Origin of the sequence: Pseudonocardia sp. DR1-2, assembly GCF_023717215.1 — a bacterium.
In the GTDB taxonomy this organism is placed as follows: domain Bacteria; phylum Actinomycetota; class Actinomycetes; order Mycobacteriales; family Pseudonocardiaceae; genus Pseudonocardia; species Pseudonocardia alni.
This window is the reverse complement of the sequence record NZ_JAMQOF010000002.1, coordinates 203,876-229,710: the sequence shown is the minus strand read 5'-3', so window position 1 is coordinate 229,710 and position 25,835 is coordinate 203,876. Positions and strand designations below refer to the sequence as shown.

The following is a 25,835-nucleotide window of genomic DNA, read 5'->3' as shown; positions in this document are numbered from 1 at the left end:
CGTCGTGCAGATCGGCTTCAAGCTCTTCGCCGAGGCCCACACGCCGCAGGAGATGGTCCGCCAGGCCGTCCGGGCGGAGGAGGCCGGTTTCGACTTCGTCGAGATCTCCGACCACTACCACCCGTGGCTGGAGAGCCACGGACACTCCGGGTTCGCCTGGTCGATCCTCGCCGCGATCGCGATGCGGACCGAGCGGATCGGCCTGGCCACCGGGGTGACCTGCCCGACGATCCGCTACCACCCGGCGATCATCGCCCAGGCCGCGGCGACGACCGCACTGCTGTCCGACGGCCGGTTCACCCTCGGCGTCGGCTCCGGCGAGCAGCTGTCCGAGCACGTCACCGGGCACCCGTGGCCGGTCGTCGGGGTGCGGCACGCCATGCTCCGCGAGGCACTCGAGATCATCCGTCTGCTGTGGAGCGGCGGCTACCGCACCTACCGCGGCACCCACCTGTCCGTCGAGGACGCGCGGGTGTTCGATCTGCCGGAGACGCTGCCGGACATCGTCGTCGCCGCGGGTGGGCCGAAGGCGGCCCGGATCGCCGGTGAGCTGGGCGACGGTCTGTTCGCCACCGAGCCCCGCACCGACCTGATCGACGTCTACACCGCGGCCGGCGGCACCGGCTCCCGCTGGGCCGAGGTCCCGCTGGCCTACGCCAACACCGTCGACGCCGCGCTGGAGTCCGCGCACCGGCTGTTCCGGTTCGGCCCGACCGGCTGGAAGATCCAGGCCGAGCTGCCGAACGTGCGCAACTTCGAGGCTGCGACGGCCTTCGTCCGCAGGGAGGACATGGCCGACGCGTTCGGGGCGGGCCCGGACGTCGAGACCCACGTCGCGACGGCGAAGGGCTTCGCCGACGCGGGTTACGACCGGCTCGCGCTGATCAGCGCCGGACCGGACGTCGAGGAGTTCTTCGCCTTCTACGAGGGTGAGCTCGCGGGCCGGCTCCGCGCGCTCTGAGCGATCCCGGCCGGTCGGACGGGGTGCGCGGACCGGCCCGACCGGCAGGGTGGAGGGCATGAACAGGGTCGTTCGTTTCACCGAGCTCGGCGGGCCCGAGGTGCTCACGGTCGTCGAGGAGCCCGTGCCGCAGCCGGGGCCGGGGGAGGCCGTCGTCGCCGTCGAGGCGATCGGGCTGAACCGGGCCGAGTCGATGTTCCGGCGCGGTGAGTACATCGAGCCGACCCGGCTCCCGGCCGGTCTGGGCTACGAGGCCGCGGGCACCGTCGCCGCCGTCGGCGCGGGCGTGGACCGCTGGTCGGCGGGGGACCCGGTGAGCATCGTCCCGGCGTTCTCCATGAACGACCACACCGTCTACGGCGACCACGCCCTCGTCCCGGCCCGTGCCCTGGTCCCGCGGCCGGTGGACGCGGTGACCGGGGCCGCGACCTGGATGCCGTTCCTCGTCGCCTACGCCGGGCTGCTCGAACCGCGCGTCCTGCAGCCGGGCGACCACGTGCTGGTGACGGCGGCGTCGTCGAGCGTGGGGCTGGCGGCGATCGCGACCGCGAACCGGATCGGCGCCGTCCCGATCGCCACCAGCCGCAGCCGCGCCAAGGCGCAGGCGCTGCTCGACGCCGGCGCCGCACACGTCGTCGCCACCGGGGAGGAGGACCTCGTCGCGCGCTGCCGGGAGATCACCGGCGGGCGGGGCCTGGACGTCGTGTTCGACGCCGTCGCCGGACCCGCCGTCGAGACGATGGCCGACGCGGTCCGCCCGGACGGCACGATCGTCATCCACGGCAGGCTCTCCGGTGAACCGACGATCTTCCCGACGGCGACGCTGCCCGATCTCGTCGTCCGCTCGTTCACGCTGTTCGCGATGACCCGCGACGCCGAACGCCTGCGCCGGGCGGCCGCGTTCGTCGCCGCGGGGATGCGCGGTGGGGACTTCACCCCGCAGGTGGACCGGGTGTTCGACGGCCTCGACCAGGTCGTCGCCGCGCACGAGCACCTGGAGTCCAACGCCCAGGTCGGGAAGATCGTCCTCCGGCCGTGATCGGACCGCTCAGCCGTCCAGCTTCGACGGGTCCAGGGCCGCCTTCTTCACCCCGAGCCTGCGGTTGAGCAGCAGGGTGATCGCGTAGAGCACCAGGCCGAGCAGGAGCAGCAGCCCGGCCAGCTCGTACTGGATCGTGTCGCGCCCGGAGAACGGCAGGACCAGGTACAGGCTCGCGACGGCGCCGACGACCGGCAGCCCGGGCGGCGCACGGAAGTGGTCCTCGGCGATCCGGTCGCGGCGCAGCACCAGCACCGCGATGTTGACGACGGTGAAGACCGCGAGCAGCAGCAGCGACGTGGTGCCGCCGAGCGCGGAGACGACGTCGGAGTCCGAGTCCAGCGACACGTAGCTGATCAGCGCGAACGAGATCAGCGTGGTGAAGATGATCGACACCCACGGCGTGCGGCGGAACGGGTGCACCCGGGCCAGCGGCTTGGGCAGCACGGCCTGGTTGGCCATCCCGTAGAGCAGCCGCGAGGCCATCAACATGTTGATCAGCGCCGAGTTGGCGACGGCGAACATCGAGATGAACGGCAGGACCAGGTCGGCCGGGATGCCGGGCGCCCCGGCGCGGACGACCTCGACCAGCGGCGTCTCGCTCGCCGCCAGCGGGCCGACCGGGACCAGCGCCACCGCGCAGATGGCGACGAGCACGTAGATGACCCCGGTGATGGTCAGCCCGGTGATCATGATCTTGGGGAAGATCCGGCGCGGCTCGTGGCACTCCTCGGCCATGTTCACCGAGTCCTCGAAGCCGACCATCGCGAAGAACGCCAGCGAGGTCGCCGAGGTGACCGCCAGGAACACCCCCTTGTCCTCGGGGGTGTCGAAGGCGACGACGCGCGACCAGTCGGCGTCGCCGCCCGCGATGGCGTAGATCCCGATCAGGATCACCAGCAGCAGCCCGGACAGCTCGACCAGGGTGAGGACCACGTTGAGCTTCACGCTCTCGCCGACGCCGCGGAAGTTCACCAGCGCGACCAGCAGCATGAAGCCGAGCGCGATCAGGACGATCCCGCCGTTGCCCAGGTCCAGCCCGAAGCCCTCGTTCAGGTTCGCCGCGAACGCCCGCGACGCCGTCGACGCCGAGGTGATCCCCGAGCTCATCACCACGAAGGTGACCATGAACGTCAGGAAGTGGATGCCGAACGCCTTGTGCGTGTAGAGCGCCGCGCCCGCCGCCTGCGGGTACTTGGTGACGAGCTCCAGGTAGGAGAACGCGGTGATCATGGCGATGGCGAAGGCGACCAGGAACGGCACCCACGCCGCCCCGCCGACCTCCTCGGCGACCTGGCCGACCAGGGCGTAGATGCCCGTGCCCAGGATGTCGCCGATGATGAACAGCAGCAGGAGCTTGGGCCCCATGACCCGCTTCAGCGCCGGCCCGTCCTCCGCCGTCGACGTCGTGGCGTCCGCCATCGTGGTGCGCTCCCCTCCGCGGCGGCCCGTGCCGCCCGCGACCGGCTCAGCCTGGTGGGGGGTTCGTGCCGTGTCGAGTCGAAAGGGTGGAGTGTTTCATCTGGATTGAGCATGTGTGACCCCGCTCACGTGACGTTCACTGTCCGGCGTCCGCTCGTCGCAGGAGCCGGAGGTCGCCGTGCGTACCGCCTACCGAGTGATCGCCCATCTCGTCGCGCTGGAGGTCCTGATCCAGGCCGCCGCGATCGCCTACGCCGTGTTCGGCCTCGGCACCTGGATCGAGGGCGGAGGGGTCCTCGACAAGGCCGGGATGGAGAGCGAGACGACCGACTTCACCGGGGTCGGCGGGTTCGCGCTGCACGGCATCAACGGGCAGATCGTCGTGCCGGTGCTGGCGCTGGCGCTGCTGGTCGTCGCGTTCTTCGCCCGCGTCCCGGGCGGGGTGCGGTGGGCGGGGATCGTCGTCGGGCTGGTCGCGCTGCAGGTCCTGCTCGGCATCCTCGGGCACTCGGTGACCGGGCTCGGGGCGCTGCACGGGCTCTGCGCGCTCGCGCTGTTCGCCTGCGCCGTGGTCGCGGGGCAGCGGGCCGGCTCGCGGTCCGGTGCCGCCGCGACGGCCGGCGAGCGGGTCGCCTGAGCCCGGGAGCGCCGCCATCGCCGCCGACCCCGTCCCCACGGCACGGCCGGAGCCCGGCGGGCCGCCCGGTCCCCCCGGGGAACCGCCGGACGGTCCGCCCGCTGCGCCGCGGCCCGGGCGCCGCCGGGTGGCCGTGGCGGTGCTGGCGACGTTCGCCCTACTGGCCCCGGTCGGATGGCTGTGGTGGGGGAGCCTGCTGCCGACCCCGTACGCGGTGACCGACATGGGCTACGTCGACACCGGCGGCGCCCCGGTCCCGGAGACGCACGACCACCACGGGGTGGGCGTCGACACCCTGCGCGAGACCTCGGCGGCCGCCCCCGCCGTGTCGCTGACGCTCACCGCTCGCAGGCAGGCGATCCCGCTGCCCTCGGGCCGCACCCTCGACGGCTACACCCTCAACGGGACGTCGCCCGGCCCGCTGATCCGGATCCGGCAGGGCGACGTGCTGCAGGTGCGGCTGGTCAACGCCGACGTGCCGGACGGCATCACGCTGCACTGGCACGGCGTCGACGTCCCGAACGGCGACGACGGCACCGCCGGTGTCACCCAGGACGCCGTCGGGCCGGGTGGGGAGTTCGTCTACCGCTTCGTCGCCCGCGACGCGGGGACCTACTGGTACCACTCGCACCAGGTCGCGAACACCCAGGTGCAGCGCGGCCTGTACGGGGTGCTGGTCGTCGAGCCGCGCGCCGGCCCCACTGGGCCGGACGTGGTCGCCGCCGCCCACGTCCACGAGGGCGCACGCCTGCTCGACGGCCGCCGCGCCGTGCTGCCCGTCCCCGCCGCGCCCGGCACCCGGATCCGGGTCCGGATGGTCAACACCGACAACGGCCCGACCTCGGCGTGGGTGACCGGGGCGCCGTACCGCCTCGTGGCGATCGACGGGACCGAGGTGCACGACCCGCCCCCGGTGACGGGGGAGTCGGTGCTGCTCACCGCGGGCGGCCGGCTGGACCTGGAGGTGACCGTCCCACCCGGCGGGGCCCGGGTGGAGATCGGCGGCAACGCCGCGGTCGTCCTCGGCGACGGCCCCGGCCCGGCGGCGGCACCACGGCCGGACCGCGTGCTGGACCCGCTGGGCTACGGCACGCCCGCGCCGCTCGGGTTCGACCCGGCCGCCGCGGACCGACGCTTCGACTACGACATCGGCCGTCGCCCCGGCTTCGTCGACGGCGTGCCCGGTCTGTGGTGGACGGTCGACGGGCACATGTGGCCGGACGTGCCGATGTTCATGGTCGCCCGCGGCGACGTGGTGCGGATGCGGATCGCCAACGGCAGCGGCGAGGTGCACCCCATGCACCTGCACGGGCACCACGCCGTCGTGCTGTCCCGCAACGGGGTGCCCGCGACGGGCAGCCCCTGGTGGATCGACTCGCTCGACGTCGCCGACGGCGACAGCTACGAGATCGCCTTCGTCGCCGACAACCCCGGGGTGTGGATGGACCACTGCCACAACCTGACGCACCCGTCGGAGGGCCTGATGGCGCACCTCATGTACGAGGGGGTGACCACGCCGTACCGGGTCGGCGGGCCGTCGGGCAACGACCCGGAGTGAGCAGGCTCAGCCGCGGTGCCGGGGCCGGCGCGGGGTGTCCGGGTAGGGCTCGGGGAAGCCGTCGTCGACCGGGCCGGGCTGCGGCGGCTGCGACGCGTGCGACGGGGGCGCCGGACGGCCCTGCGGCGGGCCGGGCGGCATCGGCGGCGCCGGTGCCGGCGGCTGTCCGACGGCGCGGGGTGCCGGGGCGAGGGCCCGCTCGCGGTCCCGCTCGGCCTGGTCGCGGAGCAGGTCGCGGATGTCCTTCAGCAGGTCGAGGTCGGTCTCCAGGGCCGGGTCCTCGGCGTCGCGCTTGCGGCGCTCCTGGAGCCACTTCATCGGGAAGACGACCAGGAAGTAGATGACCGCGGCGGTGATCAGGAACGTGATGACGGCGTTGAGGAAGCTCGCGTAGTCGAGCTGCACCTCGTCGGTCAGGGGGATCGTGCCCGGGGGCACGGCGTTCTCCCCGCCGGAGAACAGCCGGAGCAGCGGCTCCAGGAACGCCTTCGTGAAGGCGGTGACCACGGCCGTGAACGCCGCACCGATGACGACGGCGACCGCCAGGTCGATCACGTTGCCACGCAGCAGGAATTCCTTGAAGCCCTTCAGCACGCCGGAGCACTCCTCGAGATCGGGTCGGGGGCGGGGGGTGGGTCCGGCGAAGGAGGCTAACCGGACCGTGACCTCCGTGCCGGGCCTGCGCCCGCACGGTGCGGCCCGGCGCGGCGGACGGGACGCGCCGGTCGACGGGCGGCCCGGGTGGGGGATCGCGGGTCAGGCGGTGGGCCCGGCCCCGGCGTCCGGGCCGCGCTCCCCGGCGGGGCCCTGCGGGGTGACCGGGCGGGCCGCGATGAGCCGGTCCAGGAAGTCCCCCGCCTCGCGGGCGGCACGGTCCACGTCGCCGTCGGCGATGGCCTCGACGATCCCGGTGTGGGAGATGTCGTCCTCGGTGCCCGCGGTGCCGGGCATCGTGGTCTTCACACTGTCCGCGACCGCCTCCACCACACCCCGGTAGAGCTCGACGAGCAGGTCGTTGCCCGCACACCGGACGACGGCCACGTGGAAGTCGGTGTCCGCACGGGCCGCGCGCTCCAGGTCCGCGGTGTCCGGCTCCTCCCCGCGACGGCCGTACGCCGCGACGGCCGCGACGGCCCGGTCGCGCCCGGCCAGCGCCGCCCGCAGGACGGTCAGGTCGGCGTCGGTCCGGCGGGCGGCCGCCATCCGGGCCGCCTCGACCTCCAGGGTGCGGCGGACCTCCAGCACCTCGCGCAGCTCCGGGCCGCACAGCGTGCGCAGCGCCCCGGACAGCTCGGTGGTGGCCCGCACGTAGGTGCCGTCGCCCTGGCGCACCTCCAGCAGGCCGCCGTGGGCGAGGGCGCGGACGGCCTCGCGGACGGTGTTGCGGCCGACCTCCAACGACGAGGCCAGCTCCGACTCCGGCGGTATCCGGGCACCGACCGGCCACTCCCCGCCGGTGATGGCGGAACGGAGCTGGTCGATGACCTGGTCGACCAGGCCACCGCGGCGCGCTGTGACGAGAGGCACCGGATCATCCTTCCATCCGAACATCCTACGTCTGTAACAATACTGTTTCGTGAGCATTGCTGAGCAGGAGACACGCGCGGAGGAGACCATCGCCACCGGACGGGCCGAGGAGACCGGGCCGTCGCGCCGCGGTGCGCTCGTCGGGACCCCGCTGCTCGTCGTGGGGGTGGCACTGGCCGCCTCCAACCTCCGCCCGGCCGTGACCTCGATGTCCTCGGTGCTCGGCGAGGTCCGTGACGGCCTCGGCGCCTCCGCGGTCTGGACCAGTGTGCTCACCGCGGTGCCCACCATCTGCTTCGGCCTCGCCGCGATCGCCGCCCCGCTGCTCTCCCGCCGGCTCGGCATGGCCCGCGCGATCGGCCTCGCGATGGCGGTGCTGACCGCCGGGCTCGTGCTGCGCGTCGTCGACGGCCCGTGGGTCGTGCTCGGCGGCACCTTCGTCGCCGCGGCGGGCATCGCGATCGGCAACGTGCTGATCCCGGTCGTGGTGAAGCAGTCCTTCCCGCACGCCGTCGGCCGGGTCACCGGCGTCTACACCGCCGCGCTGGCCGCGGGCGGTGGGATCGGCGCCGCGTTCACGCCGCCGCTGGAGCCGCTGCTCGGCGGCTGGCGCGGTGCGGTCGGGGCGTGGGCGCTGCTGTCGCTGGCCGCGCTGGTCGTCTGGACGATCGGGGCCCGGCACGGCGAGCCGGAGCCGGTCGTGCGCACCGACGCGGGGGAGCGGCGCCCGATGGTGCGCCGCCCGCTGGCCTGGGTGGTCACCGCGTTCTTCGGGCTCCAGGCCTGTGTCGCCTACGTCGCGATGGGGTGGCTCGCGGAGCTGTTCGTCTCGGTCGGGGTCACCCGCACCGACGCCGGGCTGATGCTCGCCCTGATCAACCTGATCGGTATCCCGCTCAGCTTCGTCATCCCGCCGATCGCGCTGAACCGGGCGTCCCAGTCGGGCTGGATCGTCGGGCTCGCCTGCTGCTCGCTGGCCGCCGTCGCCGGGCTCGCGATCGCCCCGGCCGCCGCGCCCTGGCTGTGGACGGTCCTGCTCGGCGTCGGCATGGCGGTCTTCCCGCTGGGGCTCGGCGTGATCGCGCTGCGCACCCGCGAGGCCGCCGAGACCACCGACCTGTCGGCGATGGCGCAGGGCTTCGGCTACCTCATCGGCGCGACCGGCCCGTTCCTGTTCGGGATCCTGCACGGGCTCACCGGGTCCTGGACGCCATCGCTGGTGCTGCTCGGCGCGGTGATCGTCGCCGAGATGGTGCTGGGCTGGGTCGCGGGACGCCCGCGCTACGTCTGAGTCCCGCCCGCGCGGCGCCGGGCCGCTGATATATGAGAGCCCCCGGTGCCGCGTCCGTCGTCGTGGGCCCGGTGTACCGTCGTGACCGCCCGATCTCCCGGCGCATCCCCGCCCGGCGGCGGCCCGAGATCGGGGTCCTCGATCCGTCAGGGAGTACTCGTGACCGACACCGCCCTTCCCCCGGCCGGGGACACGGCGCGGCTGGTCGACCAGACCGGCCCGTACTTCGGCCGCTTCGGCGGCCGCTACGTCCCGGAGGCGCTGGTCGCCGCGCTGGACGAGCTCGAGCAGGCCTATCACACGGCCATGTCCGACGAGGCCTTCCAGGCCGAGCTCGCCGAGCTGCACCGCACCTACTCGGGCCGCCCGAGCCTGGTCACCGAGGCGCCGCGGTTCGCCGCGCACGCCGGCGGCGCGCGCATCCTGCTCAAGCGCGAGGACCTGAACCACACCGGCTCGCACAAGATCAACAATGTGCTGGGGCAGGCGCTGCTCACCAAGCGCATGGGCAAGACCCGGGTCATCGCCGAGACCGGTGCGGGCCAGCACGGCGTCGCCTCGGCCACGGCCGCCGCCCTGATGGGCCTGGAGTGCGTCGTCTACATGGGCGAGGTCGACACCGAGCGCCAGGCGCTCAACGTCGCCCGGATGCGCATGCTCGGAGCGGAGGTCCGCCCGGTCACCTCGGGCACGCGGACCCTCAAGGACGCGATGAACGAGGCCATGCGCGACTGGGTGACCAACGTGGCCGACACGCACTACCTCATCGGCTCGGTCGCCGGGCCGCACCCGTTCCCGGCGATGGTGCGCGACTTCCAGCGGATCATCGGCGTCGAGGCGCGGCAGCAGGTCCAGGACCTCACCGGTGCCCTGCCCGACCTGGTCTGCGCCTGCGTCGGCGGCGGCTCCAACGCGATGGGCATCTTCCACGCGTTCCTCGACGACACCTCCGTCGAGCTGGTCGGCTTCGAGGCCGGCGGCGACGGCGTCGACACCCCGCGGCACGCGTCGTCGATCGGCGGCGGTGACGTCGGCGTCCTGCACGGCTCGCGCAGCTTCATCCTCCAGGACGAGGACGGCCAGACCCGCGACTCGCACTCCATCTCCGCGGGCCTGGACTACCCGGGCGTCGGCCCGGAGCACTCGTGGCTGCACGACATGAGGCGCGCCCGCTACGAGTCGGTCACCGACGCCGAGGCGATGGAGGCATTCCGCCTGCTCTGCCGCACCGAGGGCATCATCCCGGCCATCGAGAGCGCGCACGCGCTGGCCGGTGCGCTGCGCGAGGCGACGCGCCTGGGCGAGGGCAAGGTCGTGCTGGTCAACCTGTCCGGCCGCGGCGACAAGGACGTCGACACCGCCGCGAAGTACTTCCAGCTGATCGACGACGAGGGCAACGCCGTGACGGACGGAGCGGTCTGATGGGCAGCGTGGCGCAGCGGATCGAGCAGGTCCGCGCCGAGGGCCGGGCCGCGCTGGTCGGCTACCTGCCGGTCGGCTACCCGACCGTCGAGGGCTCGGTCGAGGCGATGCGGGCGATGGTCGCGGGCGGCGTCGACGTCGTCGAGATCGGCCTGCCCTACTCCGACCCGCTGATGGACGGCCCGGTCATCCAGCGCGCCACCCAGCAGGCGCTGGACAACGGCGCCCGCAGCCGGGACGCGTTCACCGCCGTGCGCGCGGTCGTCGACGCCGGCGCCCCGGCGCTGGTCATGACCTACTGGAACCTGATCGACCGCTACGGCGTCGAGCGGTTCGCCGCCGAGCTCGCCGAGGCCGGCGGCTCCGGGCTCATCACCCCGGACCTGCTGCCCGACGACTGCGAGGACTGGCTGACCGCTTCGGAGTCCCACGACCTGGACCGCGTGTTCCTCGTCGCGCAGACGACCACCCCCGAGCGGATGCGGATGACCGTCGAGGCCAGCCGCGGGTTCGTCTACGCGGCGTCGCTGATGGGCGTCACCGGCGTCCGCTCGGTCGGCGTCGAGGCCCGCGACCTGGTCGCCCGGACCCGTGAGGTCGCGACCCTGCCGGTGTGCGTCGGCCTCGGCGTCCGCACCGCCGAACAGGCGGCCGACGTCGCCGGCTACGCCGACGGCGTCATCGTCGGGACGGCGTTCGTGCAGGCGCTGGAGTCCGGCGGGCCGTCCGCGGTCGAGTCGCTCGCCCGCGAGCTCGCCGAGGGCGTCCGCGCCGCGGAGCGCGTCTCCGCCTGACCCTCCTCCACCGGCCGCGTCCGCCCCGCGTGGGCGGGCGCGGCCGTCGGGTGTCTCCGGGCCGTCGGTCGCAGCTCCCGACCGTCCACCGGCCGATCGACCGGCCGTCCGCAGCGGTCCCGCCGGGCTCCGGGGTGCCCGGGGCTGCCGTCTCCGGCTGTGCCGGCGTGCGCGATCGCGCCGCCGGAGGCCGACTGCGCGGGACCAGCGGTGGTCGCGCGCGGTGAACGTCGTGTCCCTGAGAGTCATCGCGCCGGTCGGTCGTACGTCCGTACTCCGACCGGAGCGATCGGTCCCCGCCCGCCGGACACCGACGACCGGACGGCGGTGCGCGCTCTCAGGAACGCAACCCCGTCCCGGTGGGGTTCCTATGTTCGTGTCACCGCACCGCGGCCCGCTCCCCCTGGATGCCGCGGCGGTGGCCGGGGCTCCCCACCCGGCCGGTTCCACGAACCGGAGTGATCCGATGACCCGCCCCGCCCTGCGCGGACGCGCCCCCGGCGTCCGCCCGACCGTAGCGTCGCACCCGCGACCGGCCCGAGGCCGGTCCGTGACGGTCCACCGCTCGCGCACCCACCACCCCCGCCCGCTGCGGGCACCCTCACCGGCCGGGCGCACGCCCGGTGACCGGTGACCCGCCCGGTTCCGCATCCGGTCACCGCACCCCTGCGGCGGGACACCCCGCCGCCCGCCGACGCCTGGCTGGCGCACCGCCGCGCCCGCACGGTGTGGGGATCCGTGCTGGTCACGGTCCTCGTCGGCCCGTCGTTGATCTGGATGCTCCGTTCCGGACCGCAGCCGCTGCTGCACCAGCTCTCGGTGCTGACCGGGCTGCTCGCGCTGTCGGCGATGGTGATCGTCGCGGTGCTGCCGTCCCGGGTGCGCGGGCTCTCCGGCGCCCTCGGCCTGGAGACCCTGCTCGGCCTGCACCGCAGGCTCGGCGTGCTCGCCGGGGTACTGGTCGCGCTGCACCTCGCCTGCGTGGTGGCCGACCACCCCGAACGTGTCGGGCTACTCGTGCCGCTCGCCGCACCGGCCCGCGGCCAGGCCGCCACCCTCGCGACGATCGCGGTCGTCGTGCTGCTGGTGCTCGCACTGCGCGGTGTCCGGTCCGGCTCGCACGAGGTGTGGCGCTGGCTGCACCTGAGCCTGGCCGCGGTCGTCGTCGGCGCGTCGTCGCTGCACGTGCTGTGGCTGAACAACCTGGTCGGCGACGCCGTCATGGGGCCCGTGCTGGGCGGGCTCGGCCTGCTGCTCGTCGCGGTGCTGGTGCTGCGCTGGGGCGCCCGCGCGGCGACCGGCGAGTTCCGGGTGCACGTCGTGCGCCCGGAGAGCCCGACCGTGTCGACGCTCGTTCTCGCCCGGCCCGGCCGGCACGCCGGGCCGTGGTTCCGGCCCGGCCAGTTCGCCTGGCTGCGGCTGGAGCGGATGTCGGTCGAGGAGCACCCGTTCACCATCGCGTCGTCGGCGTCGGACCGCGGGCGGGTCGAGTTCACCGTGCGACACACCGGTGACTTCGCCGGGCGGCTGCGCGAGCTGCGCCGCGGCGACCCGGTCTGGGTGGACGGCCCGTACGGCTCGTTCACCCCGGACTCGGTGCCGTCCACCGGGCTCGTGCTGATCGCGGGCGGCGTCGGGATCACCCCGATGATGAGCATGCTGCGCACCGCCGCCGACCGCGGCGACCGGCGGCCGTACCGGCTGGTCGTGCACGCCCGCGACCGCGCCGACCTGCTGTTCCGGGCCGAGCTCGCGCACCTGCGCACGCTGATCGACCTGCAGGTCACCGAGGTGCTGCGCCGCCCGTCGGCGGACTGGTCCGGGGCGACCGGGCCGATCGACACCGCGCTGCTCGCCGCCGTCCTGACCGACCTCGACGACCCGGCCCGCCGGCTCGACTACTTCGTCTGCGGCCGACCGCAGCTCGTCGGCGACGTCCTCGCCACCCTCACCGCGCTCGGTGTCCCGGACGACCGGGTGCACACCGAGCAGTTCGCCCAGGTCTGAGAAGGGGAGGAGAACCCATGTCCCGCCGGATCCCCGGCCCGCTCCGCTGGTCGGTGCTCGCCGCACTGGCCGCGGTCGCCGCCGTCGTGCTCGCCCAGTACTGGGTGGCGACGTCGGCCGCCACCGACCAGCAGCAGGGATGGACGCAGACCCGGTGGGGTCCGCTCGGCCCCGCCGACCGCGACCTGCTGCAGAAGGTGCGCCTCGCCGGTCTCTGGGAGGCCCCGACCGGGCAGCAGGGCGAGCAGCAGGCCACCTCGCCCGCCGTCCGCGAGGTCGCCCGCAAGCTCGGCGTCGAGCACCACGACCTGGACGAGCTGGTCCGCTCCACCGCCGAACAGCTCGGGGTCCTGCTGCCCAGCAGGCCCAACGACCAGCAGATCGGCTGGATGAACGACCTGACCGCCCGCACCGGGACCGACTACGACCGCCAGTTCGTGCAGATCCTGCGCGCCGCGCACGGCTCGGTCCTACCGGTGATCACCGACGTCAAGGTCGGCACCCGCAACGAGCTCATGCGGCAGTTCGCGAACGAGGCGTCGGTGTACGTCACCCGGCACATCGGCTATCTGGAGTCGACCGGTCTGGTCGACTACGCGGCGCTGCCCGCCCCGCCCGACCCGGTGCCGACCGGGACCCGCACCGCGTCCGACGTCGTCGTGCCGGCGCTGGTGGTCGGGGTCGCGCTGCTCGCCGCGGGCGGGCTGCTCATGACCCTGCACCGGCGCGGCCGCCCGGCCCCCGGCCCGGCCGCCGCCCTCGTCCCCGCCCCGCGCCACCCCCGCGACGGCGCCCGGCGGGCCCTGCCGGTCGGCCCACCCGACCCCTGGGACGAGCTGGCGCACGTGCCACCCGTCCGGCCGCAGCCCGATCCCGGGCCCGGCCTCACCGACGCCACCCCCCACGACCTCGACCTGGACACCGACACCGGAGCGCCGCCCTCCCGCACCACCGGAGCGCACCGCACCGCCCCGAGGAGCCGATACCGATGAGATCCACCACCAGCCGCAGCAGGACGATCGCGGTCACCGCGCTCGCCCTGGGCCTGCTCGTCGCCGGGCCCGCCGCGTACGCCGCCGGGGCCGCCTCCGCCGACCGGAGCGACCGGCCGGCGAACGTCGCCTCCGGGCCGTCCGACTCGACCGGCTCGTCCGGAGGGTCCGGCTCCTCCGGCTCCTCCGAGGGTGCCTCCGGATCCGGGAGTTCCTCCGGGGGCGGGGAGCACGACCACGCCGGGCACACGGGCTCCGGCTCATCGGGCTCCGGCTCATCGGGCTCCGGTGACGGGGCCGGTGACAGCGCCGGGGCCGGTGGCGGCTCGGCCGACCAGGGTGCCGGCGGCGCGGGCGACGGGGAGAAGAAGGGCGCGCAGTCGGCGCTCGACATCCTCGCCGTCGACTGCTCCGGCAGCCGGCTCACCGCCCACGACGGCTTCCAGAAGGCGCCCCGCTGCGTGTCCACCGCGTTCGGCGAGGTCGCCGACGCCGACCGCAGCCCGTCGCTGCTCATCACCCAGGCCCCGACGAAGGTCCGGCCCGGGGAGTCGTTCCGCCTGACCGTCAGCACCCGGAACCTGGTCCGCGACCGGTTCCTCCCCGCGGCCCAGGGCGGCTACTACGCCGAGGCGTCCCTGCTCGACGGCCAGGGACTCCAGCGCGGCCACTTCCACACCGCCTGCCGGATCCTGCCCGACCCGGGCGAGGCACCGGACTCGTCGCCCGATCCGCTGTTCTTCCAGGCCACCGAGGACGGCGGTGGAGCCGCACGGCCGGACAGCGTCACGATCGACGTGCCCGGGGTCGAGCAGACCGGCGAGCTGCAGTGCTCGTCGTGGGCGGGGGACGGGTCGCACCGCACCCCGATGATGCAGCGGGCCAACCAGACGCCCGCGTTCGACTCGGTCCGGATCGAGGTGGGCTGACATGCGACTCTCCGGACCCCTCCTGACCATGGTCGCCGTGGGCGCGGTCGCCGCCGGGGCCGCGACGGCCAACGTCGTGCTCACCGCGGAACCGGAACCGCTGCCCGCCGCCGTCGAACAGGCCGCCGGCTCGTCCGCCCTCCCGGCGGCGCCCGCTCCGACGGCCGCCCCGGCACCGGCCGCGACCGGCGAGGTCGTCTACAAGGGCCGGTCGACGAACGGGAAGGTCACCGTCGACATCTGGGTCACCGACGGCGCCGTGAAGGCCTACGTCTGCGACAACCGCGGCATCGAGTCCTGGACGAAGGGCACCGCGACCCCCGGCGGCACCACCCGCCTGACCGGAGAGGACGGCGCGGAGGTCGAGTACACCGTCGCCGACGGCGTCGCCACCGGCACCGCCCGCGCCGACGGGAGGTCCTGGGACTTCACCGCGACCCGGACCGACGCCTCCGACCCGGCCCCGGCCGCGACGCCGGCCCCCGCACCCGCCGATGCCCCGGCCGAGGCGCCGGCCCCGTCCACCGGCGGCAGCGGCTACGGCGGTGGGTACTGATGTCCCCCCGCGCGCGGCACGCGGACCGCGAGCTCACCGACCCGGTCGGGTTCGCCCCGGTCTCCGCGGACATCCCGAGCCCCCGCGGCCCCGGGCACAGCGGGGGCTGGGCCGCCGTCCCGGAGCCGTCCTGGGCACCCGACCACGACCCCGACGGCGGCGCGGACCGGTGGGCGGGCACCGCCGACCGTCGCCGTGACGCCGTCGCCGGGGACCTGTTCACCCCGACCGGCCCGCTCACCCCGCCCCCGGGCGGCGGCTCGGGCGCCCACGGGGTCACCACGCCGCGCCGCCCGGCGCCCGCCGCCGGGGCCGCGCGTCCCGGCCGCCCGCGCCGGGCCGCCGGTGACGACCCGCCCTCCGGATGGTCCGAGGGCGCCGACGACACGGCCTGGTCCGGGAGCACCCCCGGCCGCTCCCGGCCCGCCGGCGCGGCCCGGCTGCACTGGTCCGACCACGCCGACCACGCCGACCACCGTGGCCGGCCGGCAGGCACGGCCGACCACCCCGACGCCTACGAACCGCTCGCCGGCTACGCCGAACCCGGCCGCTACGACCGGACGGGCTACGGGACGGGCGACGGGGCGACCGCCGGCGCCGACGTCCGTACCGGCGCCCCGGCCGAGGACCCGGCCGCCGCGTACCGCGAGCGCCCCGCACGCCCCGCCGTCCGCGACCGGGCCGACGGCGACGACGGCCCCGCCCGCAGGCCCGGTCGGCGCGGCCCCGGCCGTCGACGGTCCCGCGCGACGGCACCCGACCCGGCGCGCGCCCGTCGCCGCCCCGACGCCGAGGCGGCCCACGACGTCGCGGTCCCGGCGGAGGGCCTGTCGTGGCGAGTCGTGGCAGTCCCCGTCGTGGTCGGGTCGCTGATCGCGGTCGCGCTCGGCGTCTGGGCCCGCCAGCACGTCGGCACCGGCGTCGCGGTCAACCTCGCCGGCTTCTCCAGCGGCGCCGCGGCCAAGGCGTGGCTCGGTTCGGCCGCCCTGGTCCTCGCGATCGTACAGGGCGTCACCGGCCGGATGATGATGCGCGGCTACGCCGACCCGGTCACCGCGGTCGCGCACCGCTGGTCGGGCCGCGCCGCGGTGCTGGTGACCGTGCCCGTCGCCGTGCAGTGCCTCTACGCGTTCGGCTGGTCCGGCGCGACGACGTCGGCGCTGCTGCACTCCGCGCTCGGCTGCCTGTTCTACGGCGCGTTCGTCACCAAGATGCTGCTCCTGCGCCGCCCCGGCGTGCCGGGGTGGCTGCTCGCCGTCGCGGGCGGGGTGCTGCTCGCCGTCCTCGCCGGGGTCTGGCTGACCTCGGCGCTGTGGTTCTTCGCCGGCCACGGCCTGTCGTTCTGACCCCCCGACCGCTCCCACCGTCCCCCGGAGGTCCCCCGTGTCCCCGATCCCGCGCCGCCGGCTCCTCGCCGGCGCCGGTGCCGCCGTGGCCTGCTGCGCCGCGGGCTGCGCCACCTACGGAACCCCGCGCGACACGGCACCCGCCGCGCCCGCACCGACCACCCCCGCCCCCGCGGCGGCCGCCCCGAGCAGCAGCGCCGCCGCGGCACCGGCCGGCATCGCCGCCGTCGACGACGTCCCGGTCGGCGGCGGCCGGGTCTTCGCCGAGCAGAAGGTCGTCGTGACCCGCCCGGACGCGGACACCGTCCTGGCGTTCGACGCGACCTGCCCGCACCAGGGCTGCCTCGTCGACCAGGTCTCCCCGGCCGGCATCTCCTGTCCCTGCCACGGCAGCCTGTTCGCCGTCTCCGACGGGGCCCCGCTCGACGGCCCCGCCCGGGCCCCGCTCACCTCGCGACCGGTGCGGGTCGAGGGAGGACAGGTGGTCCTGGCCTGACGGTCCCGGCGTGACGCCGGGCCCGCACACCCCCCCGGTGTGCGGGCCCGCCGTCGAATGCGGTCAGACCGCCCGGCCCGCCGCGACGACGTCCGGGGACCCGCGCCGGATCATCCGCACACCGAGCACCACCAGCGGGGCGCCGCACAACACGGTCAGCGCGGCCGTCGCGACGACGCCGACCATCGAGCCCAGCATCGGCGCGAGGAACCACATCGCGAGCCAGCCCGGCACCGCCCACCAGCCGATGACGCCCGCCCGCGCCAGCCCGGCCATCAGCACGGCCGGCCCGAGCAGGCCGAACACCTTCCCGGTGAGCAGCCAGACCTGCACCCAGGGGACGCCCGCGTCGAGGCTCTCCAGCACCGCACCCGCGACGTCGGGTCCGACCCGGTTCGACATCGACGCCAGGTAGTGGTCGCTCAGCAGGAGCCCGGACATCTGCACCGCGCCGAAGGCCGTCGCCGCCGCACCGACGGTCGTCAGGCCCCGGCCCCGGCGACCCCGCACCATCGCCACCGCGGCGAACGCCCCGAACACCAGGGCGACCCACCCGTAGTGCAGGAAGGCCGCGGAGATCCCGGTGATCACCGGGTCCGCGCCGAGCGAGGCGGCGTAGTCGGACCCGGAGTCGCTCGCCTGCGGCGGTGAGGTCGCGAACCCGCCCGCCACGAGCAGCGGGGTGAGCACGAGCAGGCCACCCGCGATCCGGAGCGGCCACACGGAGGCCGCGGCCCGGTCGGTGGCGGCGTCGGCCGGAACGGCGGTGGCGGGCGTGGTGGTGGACATCGGTGGACTCCCCGTCCTCGGCGGGCCCGCCGGTCGCGGCGCCCTGAGCAGCGACGACGATGCCGCCGGACCCTGCCCCGGCGGATCGTCCCGGCCGGCCGACCCGGCGGGCCCCGGAGAGGATCCGCAGGGCCCGGATCGCCGCTAGCGTCGCGGGCGTGCGCCTGCCGAAGCCGTCGATGCCGTGGGCGTTCGCCGTGCCCGCGGCCGGGCTGTGCGCGGGCGCCGTGCTGGCCGAGGCCGGCGGCGACCCCGAGGGCGTGGGTCTGGTGCCGTCGACGTGGGGGCTGGCCGCGTTCGTCGCCGCGGTGTTCCTGCTGGCCGCCCGCGTCCCGGTCGCCGGGCCGCCGCTGATGCTGGTGCCGTTCGCGTGGCCGCCGCTGTTCGGTGGCGGCGCGGGCGGTGCGCAGCTGATCGCGCTGATGCTGCTGCTGGGCCACCTCGGCTACCGGTGCACCGCACGGATCGCGCTGGGCGTCTACGCCGCCACCGCCGGATCCGCCGGGCTCTACGTCGGCATCTGGCTCGGCTCGCCCTGGGAGATCGCGTTCTACCCGTTCGTCCTCGGCGCGGCCACGGCGATGGGGGTGCTGCTGCGCCGCGAGGAGCTGCGGTCGGTGCAGCTGCGGGCGATGACCGCCGAGCTCGCCGCGCAGCGCGACGCGCTGGCCGAGGCCGCCGTCGCCCAGGAACGGGTGCGGATCTCCCGGGAGCTGCACGACGCCGTCGCCCACACCGTGTCGGTGATGACTCTGCAGGCCGGGGTGGTGCGCCGGCGGATGCCCGACGGGTCGGCCGAGCGCACCGCGCTGGAGTCGGTGGAGCAGCTGGGCCGCCGGTCGGTCGACGAGCTGCGCCGCGTCGTCGGGCTGCTGCGCGAGGAGGCGCCCGGTGCGGCCGAGCCCGCGCCGTCGCTGGCCCGGCTCGAGGAGCTCGCCGCCGACGTGCGGGCGGCCGGGACCCCGGTCGTCGTCGACGTCCGCGGGCGGCTGCGGGACCTGCCCGACGACCTGGACCGGTCGGCGTTCCGGATCGTGCAGGAGGCCCTCAGCAACACCGTCCGGCACGCGGGGACGGCGACCGCGCACGTCGTCGTCGACCATTCCGACGGCACGCTCGTCGTCTCCGTCCACGACGACGGCACCGGCGCCCCGGGACCGGACCGGGCCGGGTACGGGCTGGTCGGGATGCGGGAGCGGGTCGAGCTGTTCGGCGGCGAGCTGACGACCGGGCCGCGCCCGGGCGGCGGGTTCGCCGTCCACGCCCGCTTCCCGCTGGAACGGGGGACACCGTGATCCGGGTCGTGCTCTGCGACGACGAGGCGCTGGTCCGCGCGGGCCTGCGGATGCTGCTCGACGGGGAGACCGACGTCGACGTCGTCGGGGAGGCCGACGACACCGCCTCCGCGGTCCGGGGGGTGCGGGCCCTCGACCCGGACGTCGTGCTGATGGACGTCCGGATGCCCGGCGGGGGTGGGCTCGCCGCCGCCGCGGAGCTCGCCGCGGCGGGCTCGACCGCCCGGGTACTGGTGCTCACCACCTTCGACGACGACGCCGTCGTCGACGCGGCACTGCACGCGCGGGTCGCCGGGTTCCTGCTCAAGACCTCCCCGCCGGAGCAGCTGCTCGACGCGGTCCGCCGGATCGCCGCCGGCGGGGGACAGCTCGACCCGGCCGTCGTGCCGCGGGTGATCGCCCGCTACGCCGAGGCCCCCGCCCCGTCGGCCCGGGCCGAGGAGCTGTCCCGGCTGACCCCGCGGGAGACCGACGTGCTGCGCGAGGTCGGGCGGGGCCTGTCGAACGCCGAGGTCGCCGCCGCCCTGCACCTGGGCGAGACGACGGTGAAGACCCACCTGGGGCGGGTGCTCGACAAGCTCGGCCTCCGCGACCGCGCCCGGGCGATCGCCTTCGCCCACGAGAGCGGGCTGCTCGGCGACCGCTGAGAACCCTGCGCGCGAACGGCGGGTGCGACTGATCCGGACGGCCGAACGCATTCCCATCCGTCGCGCTCGCGGGTACGTCCGCCGGTCGGGGTCTCAGCTCGCGAACTGCGGCCCCCGGCGGTCCGTAGCGTGCGGTCCGCACCGGTTCCGTGGTCGCTCCCCGACTTCCGCGCCGCGCGACACGCCGCCGGATCCGGCGACGCTCCCCGTCGCCGGACCCGCGCGTCCTGGCCGCGGTGCCGGAGGACCGCCGTGCCCGGGACCTCGACCCCGGGCACGGCGGTGCACACCGCCGACGGAAGGTCCCCATGAGCACGTCCGAGACCCGTACCGACACCCCCGCCGCCCGCGTGCCCGCCCCGCGTCGTGCCGACCGCGGCGAGCGCTGGACCGAACGGCTGGGCTGGGAGGAGTCCCCGGACCGGGGGTCCCGGGTCAGCCGAGGGTGAACGGGTCGCGGGTGCCGCCGGACAGCTCCACCCACACCGACTTGTTCTCCAGGTACTCCTCGACGGCCGCGACGCCGTTCTCCCGGCCGAGCCCGGAGTGCCCGAACCCGCCGAACGGGACGCTCGGCGCCACCACCCGGTAGGCGTTGATCCACACCGTGCCGGCCCGGATCCGTCCGGCGACGCGGTGCGCGCGGTGCACGTCCTTCGTCCACACCGCGCCGGCCAGGCCGTACGGGGTGTCGTTGGCCAGCTTCACGGCCTCGTCCTCGTCGGTGAAGGTGAGCGCCGCGAGCACCGGGCCGAACACCTCCTCCCGGTAGACCGTGGACTCGGGCGTCACCCCGGTGATCACCGTCGGCTGCACGAAGTAGCCGCCCAGCCCGGACTCCGCGGCACCGCCGTAGGCGATGGTGTTGCCCTCCGCCTTCGCCGTCTCCAGGTAGCCGAGGACCTTCTCGTACTGCGGCCCGTTCGCGACGGGGCCCATCTCGGTCTCCTCGGCGTTCGGGTCGCCGAGCGCGATCGTCGCCGCGCGCTCGGCGACGAGCCGGACGAGCTCGTCGTGGACGTCGGCGTGCACGATCAGCCGCGACCCCGCCATGCAGGTCTGGCCGGTCGCGGCGAACACGCCGGCGATGATCCCGTTCGCGGCCGACTCCAGGTCGGCGTCGGGGAACACGACCTGTGGCGACTTGCCGCCGAGCTCCAGGGTGACCTTGTTCAGGTTCGCAGCGGCCGCCTTCGCGATCGACCGCCCGGTCGCGGTGGAGCCGGTGAACGCGACCTTGTCGACGCCCGGGTGACCGGCCAGGTGCGCGGCGGTGTCCCGGTCGTTCGTGGTGACGACGTTGACCACACCGGCCGGGATCCCGGCCTTCTCGACCAGCTCGGCCCACCTGAGCGTCGAGGCGGGCGAGTGCTCCGACGGCTTCACGACGATCGTGCAGCCCGCGGCCAGCGCGGGCGCGACCTTCCAGGTCATCAGCAGCAGCGGGGAGTTCCACGGCGTGATCGCCGCGACGACGCCGACCGGCTCCTTGCGCGTGTAGACCAGGTAGTTCGGGTTCGGCGCCGGGATCTGGCGGCCCTCGATGGTCGGGGCGATCCCGGCGTAGTAGTGGTACCAGCCGCCGAGTCCACCCAGCTGGCCGATCATCTCCCGGTACAGCTTCCCGGAGTCGTTGACCTCGGTCCGGGCCAGCGCCTCGGCGTTCTCGGTGATCAGGTCGCCCAGCCGGCGCAGGCAGGCGGCGCGGGCGAACGGGGTCATCGCGCCCCACTCGCCGTCGAGCGCGGTGCGGGCGGCGGCGACGGCGGTGTCGACGTCGTCGGGGCCGCAGTCCGGCACGGTCGCCCACGGCGCTCCGGTGAACGGGTTCTGCGTCTCGAAGGTGCGGCCGGACGCCGCGTCGGACGGCTTCCCGCCGATGAGCATCCTGAAGGTCTCGAGCTCGGCCATGGACGGTCCTCTCTCCAGCGGCTCCGATGGCGCACGTCCTCGCCGGTGACCCTACGAACCCGGGCCGCGATCCGCAGCCGGTGCAGGATGGGCACATGGCACTCGATCTGCACCATGTCGTGGACGGTCCGGCCGACGGACCGGCCGTGCTGTTCGGCCCGTCGCTGGGGACCGACCTGCACCTGTTCGACGCCCAGGTGGCGGCCCTGTCCGACCGCTTCCGCTGCGTCCGGTTCGACCTGCCCGGCCACGGCGACTCGGCCCCCGTCACCGGTGACCTCACGATCTCCGAGCTCGGCCGCGGCGCGCTCGCCGCCGCCGACGCCGCCGGGATCGGGGACTTCCACTACGTCGGCGTCTCGATCGGCGGGGCGATCGGCCAGTGGCTCGGCGTGCACGGCGGGGAGCGGGTGCGCAGCATCGCGGTCCTGGCGACGGCGGCGCGCTTCCCGAACCCGGACTCGTGGCCGCAGCGCGCGGCGACCGTGCGGGCCGACGGCACGGCCGCGATGGTCGGTTCCCGGCCCGGGACCTGGTACGTCGAGACCTGGGCGCAGCGAGACCCGGCCGGTGAGCAGAGCCTGCTGGACATGCTGCGCGCCGCGGACGACGAGAGCTACGCCGCCTGCTGCGCCGCCATCGGCGCCTTCGACATCCGCGCCGAGCTGGGTGCGGTGTCGGTGCCGGCGCTCGTCGTGGCGGGGGCGGACGACCCGGCGACGCCGCCGTCGTCGCTGCACGAGATCGCCGACGCGATCCCCGGCGCCCGCTACGCCGAGGTCGCCGACTCGGCACACCTGCTGAACTACGAGCGCCCCGACGAGGTGAACGCCCTGCTCACCGAGCACCTGACCGGCAGCTGACGTCGATCAGTACCTGAGCGCGGTCCCGACCGGGGCGCACCGCTCTCAGGTACTGATCGACACGGCGAGGCCGGGGTGTCAGGGCGTCCGGGTGGCGCGGCGGGCGCGGTAGGCGGCGACGTGCGCGCGGTTCGCGCAGTTGCCGGTGTCGCAGAACCGCTTGGACCGGTTGCGGGACAGGTCGACCAGCACGGCGTCGCAGTCCTCGGCGGCGCAGCGACGCAGCCGGGACAGGTCGTCGCCGCGCACCAGGTCGACGACCGACATTGCGATCTCCGCGCCCATCCGGTCCGCGAGCGGCGCGTCCTGGGGCGTGACGTGCAGGTGCCAGTCCCAGCCGTCGTGCCGCGCGAGGTGGGGGCGCGCGTCGGTCTCGGCGAGGATCGCGTTGACCAGCGTGACGGTGCCGTCGCGATCGGGGCCGTCGTCGTCGCCGTGGGCGGGCCACAGTCCGGCCAACCGCTCGCGGAGCGTACGCACGGCCCGGCGCTCGTCGTCGGAGCCGGCGCGGCGCCCCGAGTACGGCTGCTCGGCCAGCCACGCCGCGAAGCCCGGCACGTCGTCGAGCGGGTCCGGCTCGGCCCGACGGGTGTTCACCAGCGCCGCGGCCGCCGCGAGCAGCACCTGGGTGTCATGGGCGAATTCCATGTTGACCCCTGACATGGTCGGTTCCTAGTGTCAGGAGTCTATGGGTACTTCGGTCGTGACACGGGATCACATGGTCCGCGGGCTGATGTGGGCGCTGGTCTCGGCCGCCGCGTACGGCTTCTCCGGACCGCTCGGCGCGGCGTTCCTGGAGGCGGGCTGGTCGCCCGGACTCACGACGCTGCTGCGCATCGCGGGCGCCGCCGTCCTGCTGCTCCCGGTCACGGTCGTGATGCTGCGCCGGTACCCGCTCAGCGCGCCGAACGCCCGCAAGGTCCTGCTCTACGGCCTGGCCGCCGTCGCCGGTGTCCAGCTGTGCTTCTTCCAGGCGCTGCAGCACCTGTCGGTGGGCGTCGCGCTGCTGCTGGAGTTCCTCGCACCCGTGCTGCTCGTCGGCTGGACCTGGGCGCGGACCCGGCGCACCCCGGCCGTGGTGACGCTCGTCGGCTGCCTGGTCTCGCTCGCCGGGCTCGTGCTGGTCGTCGACCCGTTCGGACCCCAGCGCGTCGACCTGACGGGAATCCTGTGGGGCCTCGGCGCGGCGGTGTGCGTCTGCGTCTACTTCCTGCTGCCCGGCGGCGACGACGAGGGCGGTGTCCCGCCGCTGCTGATGATCTCCGGGGCGATGGTCGTGGGCGCGGTGACGCTCACCGTGACCGGTCTGCTGGGCATCACGCCGTGGCGGGTGGGGGAGTCCAGCGGCCGGCTGGCGGGCGTCGACGTGCCCTGGCCGGTGCTGCTGGGGATGCTCGTCGTGCTCGCGACGGCGCTGCCGTACCTCACGGGGATCATCGCCATCCGCCGGCTCGACACGCGCGTCGCGTCGTTCGTGGGGCTGTCCGAGGTGATGTTCGGGGTGCTGGCGGCCTGGGTGCTGATCGCGCAGGTGCCGACCCTGGTCCAGGTGGGTGGTGGGGTGCTGATCCTCGGGGGGATCGTGCTGATCCGGCGGGCGGAGAACCGGGTGGCGGCGACGCCGAGTGAGATCGCCACCCAGGGCTGAACCCCGTGTCGTCCGACTGCCGCTGTCGGTCCTGTGTCACGGGCGGGCGACGGCTGCGGAATGCCGCTAACGGACCGAGCGCCCGGAACGAACGAGTGAACAACTCGCCCGGCCCCCCACTCGTTGTGCGAGACGTCGGTGTTGCTCCCCCTCGCCGACAGTGCTGCCGGCCCCGACCGGCGAGATGCGAAGCCGAGGTCGAGAGTGTCCGACGGTCAGTTCGTCACCAGTTCCTTCTGTGCAAAGGGTGAATGCGTGGCAGTCGCGGCCGACGCGATCGGCGTGCGCGTCCGGTCGACGACCGCGGAGGCGGTCGTCGTCGGATTCACCGACGACGAGTGGTCGGCCTTCGTCCGTGGGGTCAAGAACGGCGAGTTCGACCTCGACCGCCTGCGCGGTTAGGACCGTCCCGCGAATCTCCGATCCAGCATCCTCCGGCTGTCGTCCGGGGACATGGCCCGGTCGAGGAGCCGCTGCCAGATCTGCTGGTAGTCGGCGACGGCCTGTGGAGTGTCGATGAAGACGTCGTTCTCCGTGCCCTCGACGTTGACCATCGGCCAGTCCGTCTCGGGGTGGCGAGGTGTGAAGACGGAGAACGTGCTGGTCGCGCTGGTCCAGCCGGCGCGGAACGGCAGGATCTGCAGCGTGATGTTGGGCTGGTCGCCCCGGCGGATCAGCTCGCCGATCTGTGCCCGCAGCACCTCCTCGTCGGCGCACCGGTGCAGGGCGACCTCGTCGAGCAGGACGTGCAGCTCGAGGGGTGGTGCCTCTGTCCGGTCCGGTTCGATCACATTCTGACGACCCATCCGGATCTCCACCATGCGTTCGATCTCGACGTGCTCCTGCCCGGCGAACACCTCGGTCAGGAGCAATCGTGCATAGTCCTCGGTCTGCAGCAGTCCGGAGATCGGGATGCTGAAGGTGCTCTTGGCGCGCGACTCGGCTTCCAACGAGATGAGCATGTTGAGGTCCACCCCGGACGGAGCAGGACCCAACGGCTCCCACCAGCCCGGAGCCTTCGCGTCGTTCGCCCATCCGAGAATGCGATCGCGTTCGGTGTCCGAGGCCTCGTAGATCTCCAGCAGATCGCGGACGTCACGGAACTTCGGTTCCACCTGACCCGTCTCGATGCGGGACAACTTCGAGGCCGACACCTCGAGGAGTTTCGCGATCTCCGAGAGCTGCCGATGGCGCGCCACGCGGAGCTGCTTCAGGGCCCAGCCCAGACGTTTGCGGATGACGAGTGGGCCGTGTGCCGCGGTCATGACCACGCGTCCTCCGGTGATTCCTGCGGATGGTCCCTGGCGATGCTAGTCCGGATGCAATTGCAGACCGGATGTTGCTTTCAGTCTGGTGCATCCGGGCGTTCGCACCGCATACTCGACTCCCAGATCCTGGACAGCGGTCACCACCGCTGAAGGGGGTGCGCCATGCACGACCATGACGGCACCACACACGGTCCCGAGATCCCCACCCCGCTGCACCGGAGCGGAGGTGGCACACCATGACCACCTCGCTGATCCTCGTCGGCGGAGTCCTCGCCCTCGTCTGGTTCTCCGTGCTCATCGGCATGTCGATGGACACCGAGAGCCAGCGACGTCAGTGGAAGCGGGTCGCCGCCGAACGCCGGGACCGCTGGGAGGAACGGCAGCTGCTCCTCCGCAGCTGTCCCCGGTTGGACTGCCCGCTGCGTCGGCCCGGCTGA

At 74.5% G+C, this 25,835-nt stretch carries 26 protein-coding genes and 1 pseudogene; 20 read left to right on the top strand and 7 right to left on the bottom strand.

Annotated elements, in window-relative coordinates:
* Positions 1–4: 4 nt before the first annotated feature.
* Positions 5–961, top strand: a complete 957-nt coding sequence (locus ND486_RS05840) for a TIGR03557 family F420-dependent LLM class oxidoreductase (protein WP_251783157.1) — start codon at positions 5–7, stop codon at positions 959–961.
* Positions 962–1,019: 58 nt separating this feature from the next.
* Positions 1,020–2,000 (top strand): zinc-dependent alcohol dehydrogenase family protein, encoded by a 981-nt coding sequence (locus tag ND486_RS05835; RefSeq protein ID WP_251783156.1) that lies wholly within the window; start codon positions 1,020–1,022, stop codon positions 1,998–2,000.
* 9 nt (positions 2,001–2,009) lie between these two features.
* Here ND486_RS05835 and ND486_RS05830 read toward each other — a convergent pair whose 3' ends face one another.
* On the bottom strand, positions 2,010–3,422 hold the full coding sequence (locus tag ND486_RS05830; RefSeq protein WP_062399439.1) for an APC family permease: 1,413 nt from the start codon (positions 3,420–3,422) through the stop codon (positions 2,010–2,012).
* Positions 3,423–3,600: 178 nt separating this feature from the next.
* On the opposite strand from ND486_RS05830, the gene ND486_RS05825 reads away from it, so the two are divergent.
* Entirely contained in the window at positions 3,601–4,059 is a 459-nt protein-coding gene (locus ND486_RS05825; protein ID WP_251783155.1) for a DUF6220 domain-containing protein, read from the top strand.
* A 139-nt stretch (positions 4,060–4,198) separates the two neighbouring features.
* Positions 4,199–5,617: a multicopper oxidase family protein gene (locus tag ND486_RS05820; protein WP_251783154.1), complete on the top strand. Its 1,419-nt coding sequence runs from the start codon at positions 4,199–4,201 to the stop codon at positions 5,615–5,617.
* A 216-nt stretch (positions 5,618–5,833) separates the two neighbouring features.
* Here the strand turns inward: ND486_RS05820 and mscL are convergent.
* Together mscL and ND486_RS05810 are read right to left on the bottom strand one after the other, a co-directional pair.
* Positions 5,834–6,211 (bottom strand): annotated as a pseudogene (gene mscL, locus ND486_RS30000) (large conductance mechanosensitive channel protein MscL); the annotation flags it as partial.
* Positions 6,212–6,373: 162 nt separating this feature from the next.
* Entirely contained in the window at positions 6,374–7,144 is a 771-nt protein-coding gene (locus ND486_RS05810; protein WP_208823789.1) for a FadR/GntR family transcriptional regulator, read from the bottom strand.
* Between the two features lie 49 nt (positions 7,145–7,193).
* On the opposite strand from ND486_RS05810, the gene ND486_RS05805 reads away from it, so the two are divergent.
* The 9 genes from ND486_RS05805 to ND486_RS29580 all read left to right on the top strand — a co-directional run bounded on the left by ND486_RS05805 (position 7,194) and on the right by ND486_RS29580 (position 16,977).
* Positions 7,194–8,435 carry an MFS transporter gene (locus ND486_RS05805; RefSeq protein WP_307799602.1) on the top strand — a complete coding sequence of 414 codons (1,242 nt, stop codon included), beginning with the start codon at positions 7,194–7,196 and terminating at the stop codon, positions 8,433–8,435.
* A gap of 159 nt (positions 8,436–8,594) precedes the next feature.
* Positions 8,595–9,857 carry a tryptophan synthase subunit beta gene (gene trpB / locus ND486_RS05800; protein WP_208823786.1) on the top strand — a complete coding sequence of 421 codons (1,263 nt, stop codon included), beginning with the start codon at positions 8,595–8,597 and terminating at the stop codon, positions 9,855–9,857.
* The gene (gene trpA / locus ND486_RS05795; protein WP_208823784.1) at positions 9,857–10,651 is read left to right on the top strand and encodes a tryptophan synthase subunit alpha; all 795 of its coding nucleotides are present in this window, start codon (positions 9,857–9,859) and stop codon (positions 10,649–10,651) included. The genes trpB and trpA overlap by 1 nt, the downstream gene beginning before the upstream one ends.
* Positions 10,652–11,281: 630 nt before the next feature.
* Positions 11,282–12,658 carry a ferric reductase-like transmembrane domain-containing protein gene (locus tag ND486_RS05790; RefSeq protein WP_083658629.1) on the top strand — a complete coding sequence of 459 codons (1,377 nt, stop codon included), beginning with the start codon at positions 11,282–11,284 and terminating at the stop codon, positions 12,656–12,658.
* Positions 12,659–12,675: 17 nt separating this feature from the next.
* Positions 12,676–13,650 (top strand): DUF4142 domain-containing protein, encoded by a 975-nt coding sequence (locus tag ND486_RS05785; RefSeq protein ID WP_251783153.1) that lies wholly within the window; start codon positions 12,676–12,678, stop codon positions 13,648–13,650.
* On the top strand, positions 13,647–14,579 hold the full coding sequence (locus ND486_RS05780) for a hypothetical protein (protein WP_251783152.1): 933 nt from the start codon (positions 13,647–13,649) through the stop codon (positions 14,577–14,579). Before ND486_RS05785 ends, ND486_RS05780 begins: the two co-directional genes overlap by 4 nt.
* A 1-nt stretch (position 14,580) precedes the next feature.
* Positions 14,581–15,135: a hypothetical protein gene (locus ND486_RS05775; protein WP_251783151.1), complete on the top strand. Its 555-nt coding sequence runs from the start codon at positions 14,581–14,583 to the stop codon at positions 15,133–15,135.
* Positions 15,135–16,481, top strand: coding sequence for a DUF6529 family protein (locus ND486_RS05770; RefSeq protein WP_251783150.1), 1,347 nt, complete (start codon positions 15,135–15,137; stop codon positions 16,479–16,481). Before ND486_RS05775 ends, ND486_RS05770 begins: the two co-directional genes overlap by 1 nt.
* Before the next feature lie 37 nt (positions 16,482–16,518).
* Positions 16,519–16,977: a Rieske (2Fe-2S) protein gene (locus ND486_RS29580; protein WP_251783149.1), complete on the top strand. Its 459-nt coding sequence runs from the start codon at positions 16,519–16,521 to the stop codon at positions 16,975–16,977.
* Positions 16,978–17,040: 63 nt separating this feature from the next.
* Here the strand turns inward: ND486_RS29580 and ND486_RS05760 are convergent, their stop codons facing one another.
* Positions 17,041–17,766, bottom strand: a complete 726-nt coding sequence (locus ND486_RS05760; RefSeq protein WP_251783148.1) for a hypothetical protein — start codon at positions 17,764–17,766, stop codon at positions 17,041–17,043.
* A gap of 158 nt (positions 17,767–17,924) precedes the next feature.
* Between ND486_RS05760 and ND486_RS05755 the strand changes: the two genes are divergently transcribed.
* The 3 genes from ND486_RS05755 (at position 17,925) to ND486_RS05745 (ending at position 20,157) form a co-directional block, all read left to right on the top strand.
* Positions 17,925–19,061, top strand: coding sequence for a sensor histidine kinase (locus ND486_RS05755; protein ID WP_251783147.1), 1,137 nt, complete (start codon positions 17,925–17,927; stop codon positions 19,059–19,061).
* Positions 19,058–19,708 (top strand): response regulator transcription factor, encoded by a 651-nt coding sequence (locus ND486_RS05750; RefSeq protein ID WP_251783146.1) that lies wholly within the window; start codon positions 19,058–19,060, stop codon positions 19,706–19,708. Before ND486_RS05755 ends, ND486_RS05750 begins: the two co-directional genes overlap by 4 nt.
* Before the next feature lie 308 nt (positions 19,709–20,016).
* Entirely contained in the window at positions 20,017–20,157 is a 141-nt protein-coding gene (locus tag ND486_RS05745; protein WP_208826422.1) for a hypothetical protein, read from the top strand.
* On the opposite strand, the gene ND486_RS05740 is transcribed toward ND486_RS05745, so the two are convergent.
* Positions 20,144–21,619 carry an aldehyde dehydrogenase gene (locus ND486_RS05740; RefSeq protein WP_251783145.1) on the bottom strand — a complete coding sequence of 492 codons (1,476 nt, stop codon included), beginning with the start codon at positions 21,617–21,619 and terminating at the stop codon, positions 20,144–20,146. The two genes, ND486_RS05745 and ND486_RS05740, sit on opposite strands and share 14 nt — an antisense overlap.
* Positions 21,620–21,714: 95 nt before the next feature.
* On the opposite strand from ND486_RS05740, the gene pcaD reads away from it, so the two are divergent.
* Positions 21,715–22,482, top strand: coding sequence for a 3-oxoadipate enol-lactonase (gene pcaD, locus ND486_RS05735; protein WP_251783144.1), 768 nt, complete (start codon positions 21,715–21,717; stop codon positions 22,480–22,482).
* A 78-nt stretch (positions 22,483–22,560) separates the two neighbouring features.
* On the opposite strand, the gene ND486_RS05730 is transcribed toward pcaD, so the two are convergent.
* Positions 22,561–23,130 (bottom strand): CGNR zinc finger domain-containing protein, encoded by a 570-nt coding sequence (locus ND486_RS05730; RefSeq protein WP_178376746.1) that lies wholly within the window; start codon positions 23,128–23,130, stop codon positions 22,561–22,563.
* A 55-nt stretch (positions 23,131–23,185) separates the two neighbouring features.
* On the opposite strand from ND486_RS05730, the gene ND486_RS05725 reads away from it, so the two are divergent.
* Complete coding sequence (locus ND486_RS05725) at positions 23,186–24,130, top strand: DMT family transporter (protein ID WP_251783143.1); 945 nt, start codon at positions 23,186–23,188, stop codon at positions 24,128–24,130.
* Positions 24,131–24,268: 138 nt separating this feature from the next.
* On the top strand, positions 24,269–24,532 hold the full coding sequence (locus ND486_RS28855) for a DUF397 domain-containing protein (protein ID WP_308215811.1): 264 nt from the start codon (positions 24,269–24,271) through the stop codon (positions 24,530–24,532).
* Here the strand turns inward: ND486_RS28855 and ND486_RS05715 are convergent.
* Positions 24,529–25,395: a helix-turn-helix transcriptional regulator gene (locus tag ND486_RS05715; RefSeq protein WP_251783141.1), complete on the bottom strand. Its 867-nt coding sequence runs from the start codon at positions 25,393–25,395 to the stop codon at positions 24,529–24,531. The two genes, ND486_RS28855 and ND486_RS05715, sit on opposite strands and share 4 nt — an antisense overlap.
* A gap of 239 nt (positions 25,396–25,634) precedes the next feature.
* Between ND486_RS05715 and ND486_RS05710 the strand changes: the two genes are divergently transcribed.
* Positions 25,635–25,835 carry a hypothetical protein gene (locus ND486_RS05710; RefSeq protein ID WP_251783140.1) on the top strand — a complete coding sequence of 67 codons (201 nt, stop codon included), beginning with the start codon at positions 25,635–25,637 and terminating at the stop codon, positions 25,833–25,835.